Here is an 18,946-nt window from a genome sequence, read left to right as displayed (position 1 = left end):
CTACCGGCGCGGCGGCGTGGCGGGCCGGGTGCGCGGGCGCAGGCGGACGTCGGGCAGCGCGGGCGCGGGCAGGGGTCCGCCGTCGTACCCGACGACCTCGCCGTAGCGGCGCTCGCGCGCGCCGTCGGCGTACCGGGTGCCGCCGCGGTTCGGGCCCTGGTCCCCCGTGACGACGAGCTGGGCCTGCCAGTCCGCGCGGGCGCGCGCGACGTCGTCGTGCGAGCGGCCCACGAAGTTCCACCACATGACGATGTCCTCGCCGAACGGCTCGCCCCCCACGAGCACGGCCCGCGCCGGGGCGTCCGGCCCCGCCTCGACGACGAGCGTCGTGCGGCCGGGCTCGACGTACCCCAGCGACGACGGCGGCACCGGCGAGCCCTCCAGCCGCACGACGCCCTCGTCGACGAGGAGGCCGTGCTCGAACGTCGGGTCCACGTCGAGCGTGACGCGCGCGCCGGGCGCGAGGTCGAGCTGCGCCCCGACGATCGGCGTGTACGTCGTGGCGGGCGAGCGCAGGGCGGCGCCGCCCACGCGGAGCGCGCCGAGGAAGACCTGCACGCGCGCGCCGTCGACCGTGGCGACGGGGAGGTCGGCGTGGTGCTCGAACGCGGGCGGGTCCGCGAGGCGGTCGCCCGGGAGCGCGACCCAGAGCTGGACGCCGTGCAGGACCGGGGGCCGCTCACCGCGCGGCGACTCCTCCGAGTGCGAGATGCCGCGGCCCGCGGTCATGAGGTTGAGCTCGCCGGGCCGCACCGTCTGGAGCGACCCGACGGCGTCGCGGTGCAGGATCTCGCCGGCGAACAGCCACGTGACGGTCTGGAGCCCCGTGTGGGGGTGCGGCGGCACCTGCATGCCGTCCGTGCCGTCACCGATCGCGGGCAGCGGGTCGGGCCCGTAGTGGTCGAGGAAGCACCATGCGCCGACGAGCGACCGCGCACGCTGCGGGATCGTGCGCCGCACGCGCATCGCCCGGGTGCCCCCGAGCGGGACGTCCCGGTGCTCGAGGATCTCGACCGCGGCGCCTCCGCCGTCGTCGTGGGGCGCGCCCGCCGAGCAGACGCGCTCCTCGGGCCGGGTCTCGAGGTTGCTCATGGCACGAGCGTAGGCGCGCCGGGCGGAGCCGTCCTGCGCCTGTCGACGGTCTTCGCGTCGAGCCGTGCCCGCGGGAGAATGGGGACGAGGCCCCTCGGAGCAGGATTCCGAGGGGCCTCGCCGTGTCCGCGCGACCCCGGGGCGGTCGGGCCGGGTGGCCCGTCGGGGCGCCGCTCGCGACGTGGCGGCCCGGCGCCCTCGCGTCCGCCCGGGTGCCCGGGCAGGTGCGGTGACGCCGATCGCGGTCGGCCTTCCGGGTCCGGTAGGAACCTGCGCCGTCGCGCGCAGCCCCGCAGCAGGGGGTGGCGGGTCGTCCACCGTTCTCCGGTCGGCCGTGCCCTCGCGTGCGCGGCGAGACGTCGTGCGGTCCTGGCGAGGCCCTCAGACCCCTGCGTGATGCGTGCCGGAACCCCGTCGTCCGTGTGCGCCCGTCCGGGCCGTTACGGACGTTTGTAGTCCTCGGCCCGGGGGTCTGCAAGAGTTCCCACCGTTGTCATTTGGGCCGGCCGGATGACCACAGGTTCGTCCACAGGACGGCCCGCGCCGTTCCCACGCCGCCCACAGGCCTGTGGATGAATTCTGTGGACAGGCCTCGCCGCGGGCCAGGCCCGTCCGACCCCGCGGCGCGGCCCGTGCGCACGCGCTCAGACCCAGAACCGCGCCGTGGGTGCCGCCGCCGGGGAGAGCCGCTCGTCGAGGTCGAGGTCGCGCACGACGAACCCGCCGTCGTCGACGAGCGTCCCCGCGAGCCGGCCCTGGAGCATCGCCGCGAGCCGGGCGAGCAGCACCCGGGCGCGCGAGCGCGCGATGACGTGCAGCCCCGAGGGCCGCTCGACCGCGAGCTCGTCCGGCTCGGTCGGCACCCACGTGAGGCGGTAGGCGTGCGGCCCGTGCTCGCGCCAGTCGAGGCCGTCGAGCGCGAGCGGGACCCGCGCGACGCGTCGGGCCTCGAGCCGCACCGCGCCGTCGTACGGGGTCTCGCCCGACAGCACGTACTCCGCGAGGCCGTCCGCGCCGGGCCGCACCGCGACGACCCCCGCGCCGGGGACCGTCGTGCGCAGGACGCCGAGCGCGTCGTCGGGCCCGAGCACGTGGGCGCTGTAGAGCGTGAGGTCGACGCCCGACGCCGGGTCGGGCGTGAGCACGGTCCGGCCGTCCGCGACGACCGCGCCGCCGACGCGCCGGGCCGCGGCGACGGCCCAGCCCAGCACGCGGAGCTCGAGCCCCTGCGGCAGCCCTGCCGGGAACGCGCGCACCAGCCCGTCGCGGTCGTCGGTCACCGAGCCGGTCGACGTGCCGGTCGACGTGCCGGTCGACGTGTCGGCCCAGGCGCCGGTCCGCGCGACGGGCGCGAGCCGCGCGTCGGGGTGGTCGACGTGCAGCGCGAACGCCTCGGCGCCCCCGCCCGCGAGGCCGAGCGCCTGCGTCTGCGGCGGCGTGAGCGCGAAGGGCCCGACGACGCGCGCCCCCTCGGCGAGGCGCAGCTCGCCCGGTGCGACGACGCCGTCGGGCACCACGCCACGGAACCGCGCACCGGCCATGGGGCGCGCCGCTCCCCCGCCGCCCGGCGGGGTCGTCCAGGCCGCGCCGACGAACCAGGCGCGCGCGAGCGCGTCCACGGGCGTGCGGGCCGCGCCGCGCGAGCGGGGCGTCGCGAGCAGGTGCGCACCGGCGTGCGCGTCCGGCACCAGGCCGGCGACGGGGGCGTCCATGACCGGAACGTAGAGCGCCCCGGAGGCGACGGTGTTACGGCGGTGTCACGAGCGTGGGTCCGCTCACGGGGACCCCGCGGACGTCAGGCGCCGACGTCGCGGAGGTGGTGGACGACGTCGTGCACGAAGTACTGCCCCAGCGTCCGGACGGTGAAGACCGAGCCGTTCGAGCGCCGGCCGGGGCGCTCCCACTGGTCGGGGACGAGCGCGTCGAAGCGGCCCGCGACGCGGTCGCCCGCGATCCGGAGCTCGCGCGCGACCACGGCCGGGTCCTGGTGCGCGTAGTCCTCCGCGACCGCGGTCGCGTCCTGGTCCCAGTTGGCGAACCGCGGGTCGTCGCCCTCGACCATGGACTGCACGCGCACGTCGAACACGGAGAAGACGTCGCGGACGTGCGCGGCGTACTCGAGCACCGACCAGGTCGTCGGGTCGGGGCGGGTCCGCGCGTCGGGGCGGCCCAGGGCCGCGACGTAGCGCGGGACGGCGTCGCGCACGGCGGCGCCCACGCGGTCGGGCGCGACCCCGCCTGCGACGAAACCGCACTCGGGGCACGGCCGCTCCATGACCCACGTCCAGTCCTTGGTGTCCGCGGGGACGGGCGGGAACTCCGGGTCCGGGGTGGCTGGGACGCCCTCGGGCGACGCGGTCGTGTCCATGGCGGCAGTGTGCCAGACGGCGCAGCGCCCTCCGCGGGCCGGTCGCCCGGGATTAGCGTTCTGACACGAACTGCCTATGATGTCAGCATGCCCAAGATCATCGGAGGGTCTCTCCACGAGCACCGCGCCCAGACCCGGCAGAAGCTCTTCGCGGCGCTCTCGACCCTCATGATGGACCGGGGCTTCGACGCCATCTCGCTCGCGGACATCGCCGCCGCCGCCGGGGTCGGCCGCACCGCGGTGTACAACCACTTCCCCGACAAGGAGGCCCTGCTCCTCGGGTTCATCACCCACGAGACGGAGCAGTACGTCGGGACGCTGGAGCGCGCGCTGGAGCACGTGGACGACCCGGTCGAGCAGCTGCGCACGTACATCCGCCAGCAGGCGCAGCTCAAGCGCATCTTCCACCTCGCCCCGGGGCCGGACCTGCGCACCGTGCTCTCGCGCACCACGCGCCAGCGGCTGCGCGAGCACGCCGAGCTCGTCGAGGCGATCCTGCGCCGCATCGTCCGGTCGGGGATCGAGGCGGGCGAGTTCCCCGCGCAGGACATCGACACGACCGTCCAGCTCGTCAACGCGTGCCTGTCCGGGCGGCTCGTGCCCGACGACCCGGTCGCACGCGAGCAGGCGATCGAGGCGACGGAGGCGTTCGTGCTGCGCGCCGTGGGGGCCGACGCGACCTCGCCCGCGCTCGCGGGCTGACGCCCTGCCCGCTCGGCCGGGCCGGATGACGGACAGAGGATAGGCAAGCCTCACCTCCGTGGGTTACAGTTCCTGACGCATCGTCATGACACGGCGTCAGGACGTGCTGTCCCGCCCCGACGCACCCGCAGGAGCCACCCCGTGACTGCCCTCACCCACGACCTCCACCGCGCCGACGAGTCCGTCCCGCTGTCGCAGCGGCTGCGCGAGGGCACGCGCCCCGAGCACGAGCAGGCCGAGGGCTCCGGGTTCGTCGAGCGGCTCATGTCCGGGCGCCTCGACGTCGCCGCGTACGCCGACCTCGCCGCCCAGCAGTGGGCCATCTACGGCGCGCTCGAGGACGCGAGCGCCGCGATGCGCGACGACGCCCAGGGCGCGAGCCTCGTGTTCGACGAGCTGACGCGCACCCCCGAGATCGAGAAGGACCTCACGTTCCTCGTCGGCGACGACTGGGCCGAGCGCGTGACGATCCACCCCGCGACCGAGCGCTACGTCGCGCGTCTGCGCACGGTCGGCGGGTCCCTGCCCGCGTACGCCGCGCACGCCTACACGCGCTACCTCGGCGACCTCTCGGGTGGGCAGATCATCAAGCGCATGCTCGAGCGCCACTACGGGCTCTCGGGCGACGGCCTCGCCTTCTACACGTTCGTCGAGATCCCCAAGTCCAAGCCGTTCAAGGACGTCTACCGCGAGCGCCTCGACGCCCTGGTCCTCACCCCCGAGCAGCTCGACGAGACCGTCGCCGAGGCCAAGCACGCCTTCCGCCTCAACAGCGACCTCTTCGCCGACCTCGGCGCCGCCCACCCCTGACCTGCCCCGCCCCCCGCCGCCGACCATGCGGTCGCGGCCCGTCCCACCCAGCCGACGGGCCACGTCGCCATGCTCGACCGCGCGCCGGGGGCGCGTTCGTGAGGTGAGTTACCTCCACGACGGTCGAGAAACGTCCGCGGGTCAGGTTAGGCTCGTCTTACCTGGTGGCGGCGGCCGTGGCGGCCGCGCCCTCGGACCGCTTCCTGGAGAACTCCCCATGCCTCACGCTGCCCGCCCTGCGCCGCACCCCGGCTCGTCGCCGCGCCGCCCGACGTCGCCCGCAGGCACGCCGAGTGCCGCGCCCCGCCGCGCACGCCGGACCGTGACCGCGCTGGCCGGGGCGGGCGCCGTCGTCCTGCTGGGCCTGGTCGCCGCGTGCTCGCCGCTCCCCTACGAGCCGCCCGCGACGCCGTCGGCCGAGGCGAGCCAGGACGCCGCACCCGTCGAGGCGACCCCGACCGACACCCCGGCGACCACGGCGCCCGCCTGCACGACGCTCGAGGAGTCCCGGGCCGCGGGCGGCGGCTCCGACGTCGACCCCGCGTCGTTCCCCACCGGGCCCACGAGCGCGACGTTCACCGACGACGCGATCCACCCGGTCGCCGACGCGCCCGCCCCGCAGCTCCCGGTGACGGTCGAGTCGGTCGACGGGCGCCAGGTCGAGATCACCGACGTGAGCCGCATCATCCCCGTCGACCTGTACGGGACGCTCGGCGAGATCGTCTACAGCCTGGGGCTGGGCGCGAACGTCGTGGGCCGCGACCTGCCGACCGGCTTCCCCGAGGCCGCGGACGTCCCCGTCGTCACGGGCGCCGGCCACGCGCTCGACGTCGAGGCGATCCTCGGGCTGGACCCCTCCGTGATCCTCACCGACGCGACGATCCTCACCGACGACGTGCGCGGCCAGCTCGAGAGCTCGGGCATCCCCGTCGTGTACTTCGACGAGGCCCGCACGCTCGACGGCGTCGACGACCGGATCCGTGCCGTCGCGACCGCGCTGGGCGTGCCCGAGCAGGGCGAGGCCCTCGTCGAGCGCACCGACCGGCAGATCTGCGCGGCCCTGGCCGCGGTGCCGCAGGACACGGGGACGCCCCGCGTCGCGTTCCTCTACCTGCGCGGGGCGAACATCAAGATGCTGTTCGGGCCCGGCTCCGGAGCCGACGACCTGATCCGCGAGATCGGCGGCGAGGACGCCGGGACGGCGATCGGCCTCACGCAGCAGTACGCGCCGGTCACGAGCGAGGCGATCATCAGCGCCGCGCCCGACGCCTACCTCGTCATGACCGACGGGCTCGAGTCGATGGGCGGCCTCGACGCCATGATGGCGATCCCCGGCCTCGCGCAGACGCCCGCGGGCGAGGCGCGCCGCGTCGTCGACATGGACGGCTCGCGCCTGCTCACGTTCGGCCCCCGCACCGGCTCCACGATCGCGTCGCTCGTCGAGGCCTTCTACGGCGTGCCCGCGCCGGAGCTCCCGGCGTCGTGAGCGCGCCCGCCACCCGCCCCCTCGGCACGCCCGACGGTGCACCCGGTCCCGAGGGCGTCGCCGCGCCCGACGGCGCCCCGCGCCCCGGTGGTCGGCCCGCCCGGGTGGGGCCCGCGGTCGGGCAGCAGCGCCGCCACGCCGCCCGGTGGCTGATGGTCGGGCTGGGCGTGGCGCTCGCGGTGCTCACCGTCGTGTCCGGCATGACGGGGCAGGTGCCCGTGTCGCCCGCGGAGGTGCTCGGCTCGCTCGCGCACCACGTCGGGCTCGACTGGGGGCCCATGCCGTCGCACCCGCAGGGCGAGAACGCGCTGTGGGTCGTGCGGTTCCCGCGCGTCGTCCTGGCGATCGTCGTCGGCGCGGCGCTCGCGTGCTCGGGCGCCCTCATGCAGGGCGTGTTCGGCAACCCGCTCGCCGAGCCCGGCGTCATCGGGGTGTCCTCGGGCGCGGCCGTGGGCGCGTGCGCGGTCATCGTCACCGCGGGCGCGCTCGTGCCCGGCACGTGGGTCGCCGCGGCGGCGTTCGTCGGCGGGCTCGTGACCACGTTCGTCGTCTACGCGCTCGCGCGCGCGGGTGGTCGCACCGAGGTCGTGACGCTCGTCCTCACGGGCATCGCGGTCAACGCGTTCGCGGGCGGGATGCTCGCGTTCTTCACGTTCGTGGCCGACCCGGCCGCGCGCGAGCAGATCGTCTTCTGGCAGCTCGGGTCGCTCGGCGGCGCGACGTGGCAGTCCGTCGCGGTCGTCCTGCCGATCGCCGTCGTCGGCGTCACCGGTGCGATGCTCGTGCGCCGCAGGATGGACCTGCTCGCGCTCGGCGAGCGCGCCGCGCAGCACCTCGGGGTCGACGTCGAGCGGCTGCGCCAGCTCGTCATCGTCCTCGTCGCGCTCCTCGTCTCCGCCGGGGTCGCGTTCACGGGGATCATCGCGTTCGTCGGGCTCGTCGTGCCGCACCTCGTGCGCATGGTGTGCGGGCCGAGCCACCGCACGCTCGTCCCCGCGTCCGTGCTGGGCGGCGCCGTCGTGCTGCTCGCCGCCGACCTCCTCGCGCGCAGCGCCGTCGCGAACGTCGAGCTGCCGCTCGGCATGATCACGTCGCTCGTCGGCGGGCCGTTCTTCTTCTACCTGCTGCGCCGCACGCGCTCGCGCCAGGGAGGCTGGGCATGAGCGACCTGCGCCACGAGGGGTCGTCGTTCCTCGGCACGCTGCGCACCGCCGTCACCGGTGCCCGACGGCGGCCCCGCCTCCCGGGGCGTGCCGCGCCCGGCGACGTGGTCACCGCCGCGCAGGGCGTGTCCCTCACCCTCGGCGAGGCGCCGGTCCTGCGCGACGTGTCGGTCGACGTGCGCGCGGGCGAGGTCCGCGCGCTGCTCGGCCCGAACGGGGCCGGGAAGTCGTCGCTGCTGGGCGTCCTCACCGGCGACCTGCGCCCCGAGGCCGGGGACGTCACCGTGGACGGCCGCCCGCTCGCCGCGTGGACCCCGACCGAGCTCGCCCTGCGCCGGTCGGTCATGCTCCAGCAGGTCTCGCTGAGCTTCCCGTTCACCGCCGTGGACGTCGTGCGCATGGGCCGCTCGCCGTGGCGTGGCACCCCGTTCGAGGACGACGACGACGCCGCGGTCGCCGAGGCGCTCGCCGCGACCGACGTCGAGCACCTCGCCGACCGGCACTTCACGTCGCTGTCCGGCGGGGAGAAGGCCCGCGTCGCGCTCGCGCGCGTCCTCGCCCAGCGCACCGCGCTCCTCATGCTCGACGAGCCGACCGCCGCGCTCGACCTCAAGCACCAGGAGCTCGTGCTCCAGCTCGCCCGGGCGCACGCCGCCGCGGGCGGTGCGGTGGTCGTCGTCGTGCACGACCTCTCGCTCGCGGCCGCGTACGCCGACCAGGTCACCGTCCTCGCGGGCGGGCGCGTCGTCGCCGACGGCGGTCCGCGCGACGTCCTCACCGCCGAGCTGCTGAGCGGCGTCTACGACTACCCCGTCGAGGTCGTCGACCACCCCGGCGGCGGCGCGCCGATCGTCGTGCCGCGCCGCTGAGCGCGGGCGGTCGGCGCCCGGCAGCGCGTGGTGAGGCGCCGGCGACCGCCGCCCTTGTCCGCCGTCCTCGAGGACGATAGGGTCGGGATCACGACATCCCCCACGCCTCTCAACGATGCGCAACCCGGGGGATTTTCTCTGCGCGGGGGGCGAAGAGAGCAGATGCCAGCACGACCGACGCGACCTCGGGGGCCGCACCGCTACGCCAAGCCAGCGCTCACGCACGACGAGCTGGTGGCGAGGATGATCGAGCGCGGGCTCGTCGTCCCGGAGCCGGAGCGCGCCGCCCGGTACGTCCGCCACGTGGGCTACTACCGGTTCTCGCCGTACCTCATCCCTTTCCGCAAGGAACCGGGCGCCGAGGCGCTGCGCGGCGGAACGACGTTCGACCAGGTGCTCGACCTGTACGTCTTCGACCGCAAGCTCCGTCTGCTCGTCATGGACGCCCTGGAGCGCATCGAGGTCGCGGTCCGGTCCAGTCTCACCGACCACATGTCCGTGCACCGCGGTGGTCCTTCGTGGTACTGCGAGCCGGAGCACTTCAGGGACGAGCGTCGGCATCAGCGGTTCTTGGAGATGGTCCGGAAGACCTGTGAGGACCGGCTGGCGAGCGCACCCGAGAGCGCTGGGGGCGACCTCGCTCACGCCTCTGCGCTGGAGCACTACCTGACGACCTACGGCGAACCAGCTCTGCCGCCGTCGTGGCTGATGGTCGAGACGCTCACCTTGGGCCAGCTGTCTGGCCTCGTCGGCAACTTGCGTCGCGCCTCCGACGTCGGCCGGGTGGCGCGCCCGCTGGGCCTTCCCGGCCCATTGCTGCTGTCCTGGCTGCGCACGTACGTACGGGTGCGGAACGTCTGCGCTCATCACGGGCGGCTCTGGAACGTCGGCCTCGGCGTCTACCCCGCGATCCCGACCTCGTCCTCGGTTCGGTGGCTCACCGACGAGGAGGTCCTCTCGTCGTCTGATCGCCGCAAACGCCTCTATCCGGTACTGGCCTCGCTCCAGAGCGTTCTGGCGGTGGTGTCACCCCGCTCCTCGTGGGCTCGGCGGTTGGGCCTCCTCCTCGACCAGCACCCCGACGTGCCGCTCGCAGGTATGGGCATCCCGCAGGGCTGGCGCTCCGACCCGTTCTGGTCGCACCACCTCGCTGCCGTGAGCACCACCCGTCGAGAAGGCCGTCCCTAGCGACTCGCCCCGACGCCGCCGGGGAGCACCTCGTAGCGGTCGGGCGCGGCCGTGAACGACCCTCGCCCGCCGGTGATCGAGCGCAGGTCGAGGACGTAGCGGGTCAGCTCGGCCTCGGGCACGAGCGCGTCGACGCGCACGCGGCCGTCGGGCAGGGAGTCGGTCGCGGTGATGTGGCCGCGCCGCGCGGAGAGGTCGCCCATGACGTCGCCCTGCGCGTCGGGCGGGACGGTCACGGTCACCGCGGAGACGGGCTCGAGCACGACCGTCCCGGCGGTGGCGAGCGCCTCCCGCACCCCCACGCCGCCCGCGGTGCGGAACGCCATGTCGGACGAGTCGACGGAGTGCGCCTTGCCGTCGAGGACCTCGACGCGCAGGTCCACGACGGGGTAGCCGTGCGGCCCGCCGCTCTCCATGGCCTCGCGCGCGCCGCGCTCGACCGCGGGCAGGTACTGGCGCGGCACCGACCCGCCGACGACGGAGCTGACGAACGCGAACCCCTCGCCGCGCGGGAGCGGGGAGACGCGCAGCTGCACGACGGCGAACTGCCCGTGCCCGCCGGACTGCTTCTTCACGCGGCCCTCGACCTCGACGGCGCGCGTGATCGTCTCCCGGTAGGCGACCTGGACGGGCTCGGTCGTGACGCGGACACCGAAGGACCGTTCGAGCCGTTCGACCGCCACCGCGAGGTGCGTGTCCCCGAGGCCGCCGAGGACCGCCTGGGAGCCGGTGAGGTCGACGTGCAGCGTCGCGTCCTCGGCGCGCAGCCGGGTGAGCGCGGCGGACAGCTTGTCGTCGTCGGACTGCGACACGGGCCGCAGCGCGAGCGTGTACACCGGGGGCCGCGGTGGCAGGTCGCGCGCCGCGACGGGCATCCGGCGGCCCGCGAGGAGCGTGCCGGTCGAGGCGGCGGAGAGCTTCGCGACGGCGGCGACGTCGCCCGCGACGACCCGGTCGACGGCCAGGTGCTCGCGGCCGCGCAGCCGGAAGAGCCCGTGGACGCGGTCGTCCGCGCCGGTCGCGGTGCTCACGAGCCGGTCGCCCGTCGCGACGGTCCCGGACAGCACCTTGAAGACGGACACCTGCCCGACGAACGGGTCGACGACGGTCCGGAAGACGTGGACGAGCGCGTCGCCCGCGGGGTCGGCCACGACCTCGGACGTCACGGCCTCGCCCGACCCGGCGGCGTCGGACAGCGCGACGACGGCCGGGCGGTCCGCGGGCGACGGCCCGAGCTCGCACACGAGGTCGAGGACGCGGTCCACCCCGACGCCGGTGACGGCGGACGCGAGCAGCACCGGCACGGCCTCGCCCGTCAGCACCTCGTGCGCGAGCGTGCGCTCCAGGTCGGCCGGGCCCGGCTCGTCGCCCCCGAGGTAGGCCTCGAGCTGGTCGTCGTCGTGGGTGACGATCTCCTCGACGACCTCGTCGTGCAGCGCGTGCTCCTCGTCGCGGACGTCGGCGGGGACCTCCTCCTCGTGGCCCTGCCAGACCCCCTGACCGCCGCCCCCGTACTCGCGGGCGCGCTCGGTGAGGACGTCGGCCACGCCGTGCAGCGTCTGCTCCTCCCCGAGCGGCAGCTCGAGCGGCGCGAACGGCGCGTCGAACGCGGCCCGGAGCGCGGCGAGGACGGCGCGGAAGCTCGCCCGCGCGCGGTCCTCCTGGGAGACGACGACGAGGCGGGGGATCCCCGCCTCGTCGCACCGTCGCCAGACCTCCTCCGTGCCCGACTGCACCCCGTCGACGGCGCTCACCACCACGACCGCGAGGTCCGCCACCGCGAGCGCCGCGTCCACGGACCCCGCGAAGTCGGGCGAGCCGGGGGTGTCGAGCAGCGTGACCTGGTAGGTCGTGCCGTCGGGCGCGCGCCAGTCGAGGTGCGCGACGCCGAGGCTCACGGAGATGCCGCGCGCGACCTCCTCGGGCTCGTGGTCGCACACGGTCGTGCCCTCCGCGACGGAGCCCGGGCGCGGGACGGCGCCCGCACGGTGGAGGAACGCCTCGGCGAGCGTGGTCTTGCCCGAGCCGCTGTGCCCGACGAGGGCGACGTTGCGGGTCGTGGCCGGGCCGGTGGACGTCGACGTCGTGGCCATGGCTGCCTCCTGGCGGCGGCGGGGCGCCGTGTCCCGCCGGGGTTCCAGGCTAGTGACGTCGAACGGATCGTGCCCGGGCCGGAGGTCCCGGCCCGGGCACGGGGCTACAGGTGGGCGTCCACGTAGACGCGCAGGGCGTCGCGCACGAGCGTCGCACCCTCGACGCCGCCGTAGTTCTTCGCGAACCGCTCGTCCGCGACGTACATCTCGCCGAGGCCGACGACGTACTCCTTGACCGGCGCCGCGCCGGCACCCGGCGTGCCGGGGATGCCGCCGAGCCACTCGACGTGGCGGCGCGCGAGCTCCTGCGCCGCGTCGGACGCCGGGTCGACGCCCCGGGCGGCCGCGGCGGCCCAGTCCGCGCCGAGCGCGCGCGTGCGGTCCTGCCAGGCGGCGCGGTCGTCGTCGGACATCCCGCGCCACCAGGTGTCGCTCCGCGCGTACGCGTCCTTCCCCCAGCGAGCCTCGACCTCGTCGCGGTGCTGCGTGTGGTCGAACCCGTCGAACATGTCGTCCACCATGAGCTCGCCACCTCCTTCCATCGTGGTGATCGTCCGTTCGACCGACGCGATCTGCCGCGCCAGCCGCTGCCGCTCCGCCCGCAACCACTCGAGGTGGCCGCGCAGCGCCCGCACCTGGGCCTCGCGCCGCGCGGTGCCCGACGGCGGCCCGTCACCCTGCCGGGCGGGCGGGCCGTCGAGCGCCTCGCGGATCGCGGGGAGGCCGAGACCGAGGTCGCGCAGGAGCAGGATCCGCTGGAGCCGGACGAGCGCGTCGGCGTCGTAGTGGCGGTAGCCGTTCGCCGCGACCCGGCTCGGGGGCAGGAGCCCGACCGCGTCGTAGTGGCGCAGCGTGCGGCTCGTCGTCCCGGCCAGGCGCGCGACCTCCTGGATGGACCAGTCGGCCGTGCGGGCGCCCGTCGTGCCCATCTCCCGCTCCTCCCGTGCGTCGGTGGTGCTCTCGTGCGGCACCGGGACCACGGTAGAAGTTGACGTCACGTCAAGGTCAACTGCTTCGGGCTCTCGGTGTTCTCGATGCTGCTCGCGGGGCCGGTCTCGGGGGCGTCCTCGGCCGCGCTCCCGGGGACGGTCACGTGCGCCACGTGGTGCCACCCGGCGTCGCGCGACGTCGCGGCGAGGAAGCACGCCCGGACGAACGCCACTTGGAGGAACAGGTCGTAGAGCAGCTCGGGCAGCACGAGCACGGCGAGCAGCCGGCCCCGGGGCCCGTTCCGCCACACCGTCACGACCCGTTCGAGCACCAGGACCGCGCCCACGGCGAGCCACGCCGGGACCACCCGGAACGTGCCCGCGACGACGGTCAGCGCGGTGAGGACGAGGAGGCTCGCGAGCATGAGCGTGCTCAGCACGAGCATCGCCTGCTGCCCGACGTACCGGGCGGTGACCCGCGTGAACCCGTACGCGCGCAGGTTGTCGAGCATCCCCTTGTACCAGCGGACGCGCTGGCGGTGCAGGTCGCGGCACGTCGGCATGAGCTCCGTCGTGCAGGACATCCGCACCGGCGACGCGAGCTCGTAGCCGAGCGTGCGCAGCGCGAGGGTGAGCTCGGAGTCCTCGGTGATGGCGCCGACGTCGTACACGTCGCCGCGCCGCCCCGGGAGCCGGTCCCCGCGCGCGGCGGCGACCGCGCGCAGCGCCTCGGTCCGCACGAGCGCGGCCGTGCCCGTGAGGACGGACGTCCGCCCGGTCACGTCGATCTGCACGCCGTACCGCTCGTACTCGTCGGACTGGAGCTGCTCCAGCACCGAGCGCGGCGGTGTGCCGCGGAAGACGCCACCGACCGCGCCGAGCTCCGGGCGCGCGTCGAGCAGGGCGAGGCCGTCCTCGACGAACGTCGGGGCGATGGTCGTGTCCGCGTCGAGCACGAGGACGTTCTCCGCCTCCACCCCGCGCAGCGCCTGGTTCAGCGCCCCGGCCTTGCGTCCGGTGTTGCCGACCGTCTCGACGACGTCGGCGCCCAGGCGGCGCGCGGTCTCGACCGTCGCGTCGGTGCTGCGGTCGGACACGACGACGACCCGGTCGACCGGACGCGTCTGCGCCCGGACCGACGCGAGCGTCGTCGGCAGGGCCGCGGCCTCGTCGTGCGCCGGGACCACGACCACCACCCGTGGGAGCGTCGCCGCGCTCATCGGTGCTCCGCGAGCCGCTTGCGCAGGACGCGCGCCGTCATGACGAGCGCGAGCCCCGCCACGACGAGCGTCCAGGCTCCCACCACGTAGAAGCCCGCGATCGCTCCCGTCGTCGCGAGCACGGTCCCTGCCTGAGTCGTACCGAGCTGGTACACGATCCACCTCCTGTCGTCGTCGGTGGTTCCGCCGTCCGTCGCAGGGGCCGGTACCCATCCGGGCCCGGGCGGCGGTGGAGCACCGCCCGGGACGTCGGGTGAGCACGCGGGGGCCGCGGAGGAGTGCCCGACCGTCGGGCGGTGGGTACACGACGACGCCCGGCCCCCGCGGCGTGCGGGGACCGGGCGTCAGTGGTGGCGCGTCAGGCGGTCGGCGCCGTCCCGCCGTCGGACGGGGCGGAGCCGGGGCCGGGGCCGTCGGACGGTGCCGGTGAGGGCGCGGAGCTCTGCTGCGCCGGGGCGGCGCGGCGCCGTCCGAGGACGAACCCGACCGCCCCTCCCACCAGCAGGGCGCCGGCTCCCGCGAGGAGCGCCGCGGCACCCGGCGGGTACGCGCCCACGGGCACGAACGTCGTCCCGGAGACCGGCGCGTACGCGAACCAGCCGAACCACGTCGGGCGGCTCGCGACCCAGAGCGCGGCGAGCAGCAGGCCCACCCCCAGCACGACGAGCGCCACCAGGACGACGGCGGCGCCGCGCGGACGGACCGGACGGGGCGCGGGCTGCTCGGGGGCGGTCACGTCCGCCATCGTCCCGGGCGGCGGCCCCCGCGGCAACCGACCGCGGCGCTACTCCCCCACGGTCCCGTCGATCGCCTCGCGCAGCAGGTCGGCGTGACCGTTGTGCCGCGCGTACTCCTCGACCAGGTGCACGAGGATCCAGCGCAGCGTCCAGCGCTCGCCCGTGTGCCGGTCGGCGCGCGCGCTCAGCCGGTCGAGCCCGCCGTCCGCGAGCGCCGCGTCGAGCACCGCGTCCGACGCCGCGACCGCGCGGTCGAACAGCATGCGCAGCTCCTCCGGCGAGTCGCCCGCCGCGGAGGTCCAGTCCCAGTCGCGGTCCTCGGCCCAGTCCGCCGTGTCGAACGGGGGCATGAGCTCCTCGCCGCGGAACACCTGCGAGAACCACTGCGACTCGACGAACGCGAGGTGCTTGAGCAGCCCGCCCAGCGTCATCGACGACGGCCGCAGCCGGTGCGCGAGCTCCGCGGCGTCGAGCCCGGCCGTCTTCCAGCGGAGCGTGTCGCGGTGGAAGTCGAGGAAGCCGCGCAGCGTGGTCACCTCGTCGGCGGCGACGGGCGGGTCGGTGCGGTGGTCGGTCACGGCGCCACCCTAGCGACCGCGCCGGTGCGCCCGCTCAGGGCAGGTCGGCCTCCCACGCGAGCCACTTCCGCCGCACCGCCGCCTCGACGTCGACACCCTGGGAGCGCGCGAGCAGGAGCAGGTGCGCCAGGACGTCGGCGACCTCGTCCGCGAGCGGCGAGGCTCCGCCGTCGGGCCCGGGCGTCCCCGCGCCTCCGCGCGGGCGGGTGCGCCCCGTCGCGGCGAGGAACGCCTGGGTCAGCTCGCCGACCTCCTCGGTGAGCTTGAGCATGAACCAGTCCGGGTCGCGGTCGACGCCGAACTTGCGCGCGTACAGCGCAGATACCGCCTCGACGCGCTCGCCGAGCGCGGGCAGGGTGAGGGGTGCGTCGTCGTCCATCGCGCCAGTGAACCACCCGGCGCCCTCGACCGTTCGGCACCCACCGTCCCCGTTCGGCAGCACGAGGTGCCGAACCCTGCACGACCTGCCGAACAGCGGACCTACCGCACGACGAGCGCGACGACGAGCAGCAGCACCGTCGCGACGATCTCCCCGATCCCGACGGCCCGCGGGCTCAGCCGTCGGCCCGGCAGCACCGCCGCCCGGACGGTCGCGGCGGCGAGGAACGCCGTCGCCCACCACCACGTGGGGTCGTGCACGACGGCGACGACGCCTGCCGCGACGGTGACCGCCGCGTGGTACGCGACCGAGGCGACGACGTACGACCGCACGCCGCGCTCGCGGATCATCGTCTTGACGTAGAGCACCGTGCCGAACAGGTACGCGAGGAGCAGCGCGGCGACCAGCCAGACGACGGCCGGGACGGCGAGCACGGACGCACCCGCGGGCCGGCACGCGGCGTACGCGACGACCGTCATGAGCGACGCCGCGACCGTCAGGGCGCCGCCCGCGGCGACCGACCGCTCGGTGCGCCGCGCCGACGCCCACAGCCCGAGCGCGAGGAACGGCACGAACGCGGGCGCCCAGGCCGCGAGCGTCGGGTCGAGCGCGAGCACGACCGTCCCGAGCACGGCCGCAGCCGCGCCATACGTGAGCATCGGGCGCCGGTAGCGCGGTCGGCGGCGGGACTTCAGCCACAGCCCGGCCGCGGAGTAGGCGAGGTACCCGACGAGCCAGAGCGCGCCGAGCGCGAGGGTCACCGGACGGAACCCGGCGTCCTGCACGCCGCGCACCGTGCCGACCACGAACGGCAGCAGGAGCATGGGCCACGCGCCGTGCTGGTTCGGCACCCAGCCGGGCGGACGTCGGGCCACCTCCCGAGGCTAGCGCCGCAGGGGCCGGCTCCGGCCGCGCGGAGTCCCCCGTGCGCGCGGCCGCACGTCCCGGCCGCGCGGGACCTTCGTCCTGACCTTCGACGGCGTCCCGCGGCGCGCCGTCGTCCGCCGTCACGCGCGGTCGTCGGACTAGATATGGTGGCGCAGCCGTGATTCACACCCCACATGTTGGGGTACGGTCCGTCGCGCAACCCCTGCGTGCCGGCGAGAACCCGGTGGGCAGAGGGGACGAGCGATGACCGCCATCGAGCTCGACCAGGCAGCACCGCACCGCACGACCGCCACGCTGGAGGTCCTCAAGCGCGACGGCCGACGACGGCCGTTCGACGACGCCCGCATCCGCGCCGCCGTGACGAAGGCGTTCGCGGAGGTGCACGGCGACCTCACGGCGACGCACCGCCGCCGCGTTGCGGAGGTCGTCGACCGGGTCGACGCGGAGATCGCCGCGCGGTTCGACGCGACCGTGAAGATCTACGAGATCCAGGGCGTCGTCGAGCACGTGCTCCTCGAGTCGCACGAGTACGACGTCGCGCGCGCCTACATCGACTACCGCGTGCAGCGCGACTTCGCGCGCAGCCGGGCGACGGACCTCAACCACTCGATCGTGCGGCTGCTGGACAAGGACTCGACGGTCGTCAACGAGAACGCGAACAAGGACAGCGAGGTCTTCAACACCCAGCGCGACCTCACGGCCGGGACCGTGGGCAAGGCGATCGGGCTGCGGATGCTGCCGCCGCACGTCGCGAACGCGCACCAGAAGGGCGACCTGCACTACCACGACCTCGACTACCACCCCTACGCGCCCATGACGAACTGCTGCCTCATCGACTTCCGGTCGATGCTGTCGAGCGGCTTCCGGATCGGGAACGCGCAGGTGGAGCCGCCGCGCTCGATCCAGACCGCGACGGCGCAGATCAGCCAGATCATCGCGAACGTGTCCTCCAGCCAGTACGGCGGGTGCTCGGTCAACCGCATCGACGAGCTCCTCGCCCCGTACGCCGAGCGCAACCTGGAGAAGCACCTCGCGGACGCGCGCCGGTGGATCGCCGACGAGTCCGCGCACGAGGAGTACGCGCGCGAGAAGACGCGCAAGGACATCTACGACGCGATGCAGTCGCTGGAGTACGAGATCAACACCCTGTTCACGTCGAACGGGCAGACGCCGTTCACGTCGGTCGGGTTCGGGCTCGGCACGGGCTGGCTGGAGCGCGAGATCCAGCGCGCGATCCTCCAGATCCGCATCCGCGGCCTCGGCAGCGAGGGCCGCACCGCGATCTTCCCCAAGCTCATCTTCACGCTGCGCCGCGGGCTGAACCTCGACCCCGGCGACCCCAACCACGACCTCAAGCAGCTCGCGGTCGAGTGCGCGACGAAGCGCATGTACCCGGACGTGCTGTCGTACGACAAGATCGTCGAGCTCACCGGGTCGTTCAAGGTGCCCATGGGCTGCCGGTCGTTTCTTCAGGGCTGGCAGGACGAGCACGGCCGGGACGTCTCGGAGGGGCGCATGAACCTCGGCGTCGTGACGCTCAACCTCCCACGCATCGCGCTCGAGGCGGACGGCGACCTCGACGCGTTCTGGCGCCTGCTCGACGAGCGCCTGGAGACCGTGCACGACGCGCTCGTCTTCCGCATCGAGCGCTGCAAGGAGGCGACGCCGGGCAACGCGCCGATCCTCTACGTCCACGGGGCGTTCGGGGAGCGCCTCGCTCCCGGCGACGACGTCGACCGGCTCTTCCGCGACGGCCGCGCCACGGTGTCGCTCGGGTACATCGGGCTGTACGAGGTCGCCGCCGCGTTCTTCGGCGGCGTCTGGGAGCACGACCCGCGGGCGAAGGAGCTGACGCTCGACGTGCTGCGGTCCCTGCACGCGCACGCCGCCGGGTGGACGGCGCGGCTCGGCTACCGGATCAGCGTCTACGCGACGCCGAGCGAGAGCCTCACCGACCGGTTCTGCCGCCTCGACCGGGAGCGGTTCGGCGCGGTGCCCGACATCACCGACAAGGACTACTACACGAACAGCTTCCACTACGACGTCCGCAAGAGCCCGACGCCGTTCGAGAAGCTCGACTTCGAGGCCGAGTACGCGCGGTACACGTCGGGCGGGTTCATCCACTACTGCGAGTACCCCGTGCTCCAGCAGAACCCGCGGGCGCTGGAGGCCGTCTGGGACTACGCGTACGACCGCGTGGGCTACCTCGGGACGAACACGCCCATCGACCGCTGCTACGCGTGCGGGTTCACGGGCGACTTCGACCCGACCGCGCGCGGCTTCGCGTGCCCGTCGTGCGGCAACGCCGACCCGCGCACGTGCGACGTCGTGAAGCGCACGTGCGGGTACCTCGGCAACCCGCAGCAGCGCCCCATGGTGCACGGCCGCCACGCGGAGATCTCCGCGCGCGTGAAGCACCTGCCGGGCTCGGCGTCGGCGTGACC

General features: G+C 74.9%; 18 protein-coding genes. 7 read left to right on the top strand and 11 right to left on the bottom strand.

The window, feature by feature from the left end:
- The 3 genes from MT994_RS11860 to MT994_RS11850 all read right to left on the bottom strand — a co-directional run bounded on the left by MT994_RS11860 (position 1) and on the right by MT994_RS11850 (position 3,460).
- Positions 1-1,092 carry a pirin family protein gene (locus tag MT994_RS11860; RefSeq protein ID WP_354806411.1) on the bottom strand — a complete coding sequence of 364 codons (1,092 nt, stop codon included), beginning with the start codon at positions 1,090-1,092 and terminating at the stop codon, positions 1-3.
- A gap of 644 nt (positions 1,093-1,736) precedes the next feature.
- Positions 1,737-2,804, bottom strand: a complete 1,068-nt coding sequence (locus MT994_RS11855) for a hypothetical protein (RefSeq protein WP_354806409.1) — start codon at positions 2,802-2,804, stop codon at positions 1,737-1,739.
- 83 nt (positions 2,805-2,887) lie between these two features.
- A complete protein-coding gene (locus MT994_RS11850) occupies positions 2,888-3,460 on the bottom strand; it encodes a DinB family protein (protein ID WP_354806408.1) in 573 nt (190 codons plus the stop codon).
- Positions 3,461-3,547: 87 nt separating this feature from the next.
- On the opposite strand from MT994_RS11850, the gene MT994_RS11845 reads away from it, so the two are divergent.
- The 6 genes from MT994_RS11845 to MT994_RS11820 all read left to right on the top strand — a co-directional run bounded on the left by MT994_RS11845 (position 3,548) and on the right by MT994_RS11820 (position 9,678).
- Positions 3,548-4,162, top strand: a complete 615-nt coding sequence (locus MT994_RS11845) for a TetR/AcrR family transcriptional regulator (RefSeq protein WP_021483301.1) — start codon at positions 3,548-3,550, stop codon at positions 4,160-4,162.
- Positions 4,163-4,303: 141 nt separating this feature from the next.
- The gene (locus tag MT994_RS11840) at positions 4,304-4,972 is read left to right on the top strand and encodes a biliverdin-producing heme oxygenase (protein WP_354806407.1); all 669 of its coding nucleotides are present in this window, start codon (positions 4,304-4,306) and stop codon (positions 4,970-4,972) included.
- A gap of 322 nt (positions 4,973-5,294) precedes the next feature.
- Positions 5,295-6,458 carry an ABC transporter substrate-binding protein gene (locus MT994_RS11835; RefSeq protein ID WP_354806406.1) on the top strand — a complete coding sequence of 388 codons (1,164 nt, stop codon included), beginning with the start codon at positions 5,295-5,297 and terminating at the stop codon, positions 6,456-6,458.
- A 152-nt stretch (positions 6,459-6,610) separates the two neighbouring features.
- The gene (locus MT994_RS11830; protein ID WP_061269396.1) at positions 6,611-7,621 is read left to right on the top strand and encodes an iron ABC transporter permease; all 1,011 of its coding nucleotides are present in this window, start codon (positions 6,611-6,613) and stop codon (positions 7,619-7,621) included.
- Complete coding sequence (locus MT994_RS11825; protein WP_354806405.1) at positions 7,618-8,490, top strand: heme ABC transporter ATP-binding protein; 873 nt, start codon at positions 7,618-7,620, stop codon at positions 8,488-8,490. The genes MT994_RS11830 and MT994_RS11825 overlap by 4 nt, the downstream gene beginning before the upstream one ends.
- 243 nt (positions 8,491-8,733) lie before the next feature.
- Positions 8,734-9,678, top strand: coding sequence for an Abi family protein (locus tag MT994_RS11820; RefSeq protein WP_354806437.1), 945 nt, complete (start codon positions 8,734-8,736; stop codon positions 9,676-9,678).
- Here the strand turns inward: MT994_RS11820 and MT994_RS11815 are convergent.
- The 8 genes from MT994_RS11815 to MT994_RS11780 form a co-directional block, all read right to left on the bottom strand.
- On the bottom strand, positions 9,675-11,771 hold the full coding sequence (locus tag MT994_RS11815) for an elongation factor G (RefSeq protein WP_354806403.1): 2,097 nt from the start codon (positions 11,769-11,771) through the stop codon (positions 9,675-9,677). The genes MT994_RS11820 and MT994_RS11815 overlap by 4 nt on opposite strands.
- A 104-nt stretch (positions 11,772-11,875) precedes the next feature.
- A complete protein-coding gene (locus tag MT994_RS11810; RefSeq protein WP_354806436.1) occupies positions 11,876-12,700 on the bottom strand; it encodes a MerR family transcriptional regulator in 825 nt (274 codons plus the stop codon).
- Positions 12,701-12,765: 65 nt separating this feature from the next.
- Positions 12,766-13,920, bottom strand: a complete 1,155-nt coding sequence (locus MT994_RS11805) for a glycosyltransferase family 2 protein (protein WP_354806402.1) — start codon at positions 13,918-13,920, stop codon at positions 12,766-12,768.
- On the bottom strand, positions 13,917-14,075 hold the full coding sequence (locus MT994_RS11800; protein WP_009861736.1) for a hypothetical protein: 159 nt from the start codon (positions 14,073-14,075) through the stop codon (positions 13,917-13,919). The genes MT994_RS11805 and MT994_RS11800 overlap by 4 nt, the downstream gene beginning before the upstream one ends.
- A gap of 203 nt (positions 14,076-14,278) precedes the next feature.
- A complete protein-coding gene (locus tag MT994_RS11795; RefSeq protein WP_354806401.1) occupies positions 14,279-14,656 on the bottom strand; it encodes a hypothetical protein in 378 nt (125 codons plus the stop codon).
- 48 nt (positions 14,657-14,704) lie between these two features.
- Positions 14,705-15,235, bottom strand: coding sequence for a DinB family protein (locus MT994_RS11790; protein ID WP_354806400.1), 531 nt, complete (start codon positions 15,233-15,235; stop codon positions 14,705-14,707).
- A 34-nt stretch (positions 15,236-15,269) separates the two neighbouring features.
- Entirely contained in the window at positions 15,270-15,614 is a 345-nt protein-coding gene (locus MT994_RS11785) for a MazG nucleotide pyrophosphohydrolase domain-containing protein (protein ID WP_034655042.1), read from the bottom strand.
- A gap of 101 nt (positions 15,615-15,715) precedes the next feature.
- Positions 15,716-16,489: a YwiC-like family protein gene (locus MT994_RS11780; protein WP_354806398.1), complete on the bottom strand. Its 774-nt coding sequence runs from the start codon at positions 16,487-16,489 to the stop codon at positions 15,716-15,718.
- 256 nt (positions 16,490-16,745) lie between these two features.
- Between MT994_RS11780 and nrdD the strand changes: the two genes are divergently transcribed.
- Positions 16,746-18,944: an anaerobic ribonucleoside-triphosphate reductase gene (nrdD, locus tag MT994_RS11775; protein WP_021482385.1), complete on the top strand. Its 2,199-nt coding sequence runs from the start codon at positions 16,746-16,748 to the stop codon at positions 18,942-18,944.
- Positions 18,945-18,946: the final 2 nt, after the last annotated feature.

Origin of the sequence: Cellulosimicrobium sp. MI9406 (assembly GCF_040595865.1) — a bacterium.
GTDB lineage: Bacteria > Actinomycetota > Actinomycetes > Actinomycetales > Cellulomonadaceae > Cellulosimicrobium > Cellulosimicrobium funkei.
The sequence above is the reverse complement of the archived record's forward strand: the minus strand, read 5'-3'. Positions and strand labels throughout refer to the sequence as shown.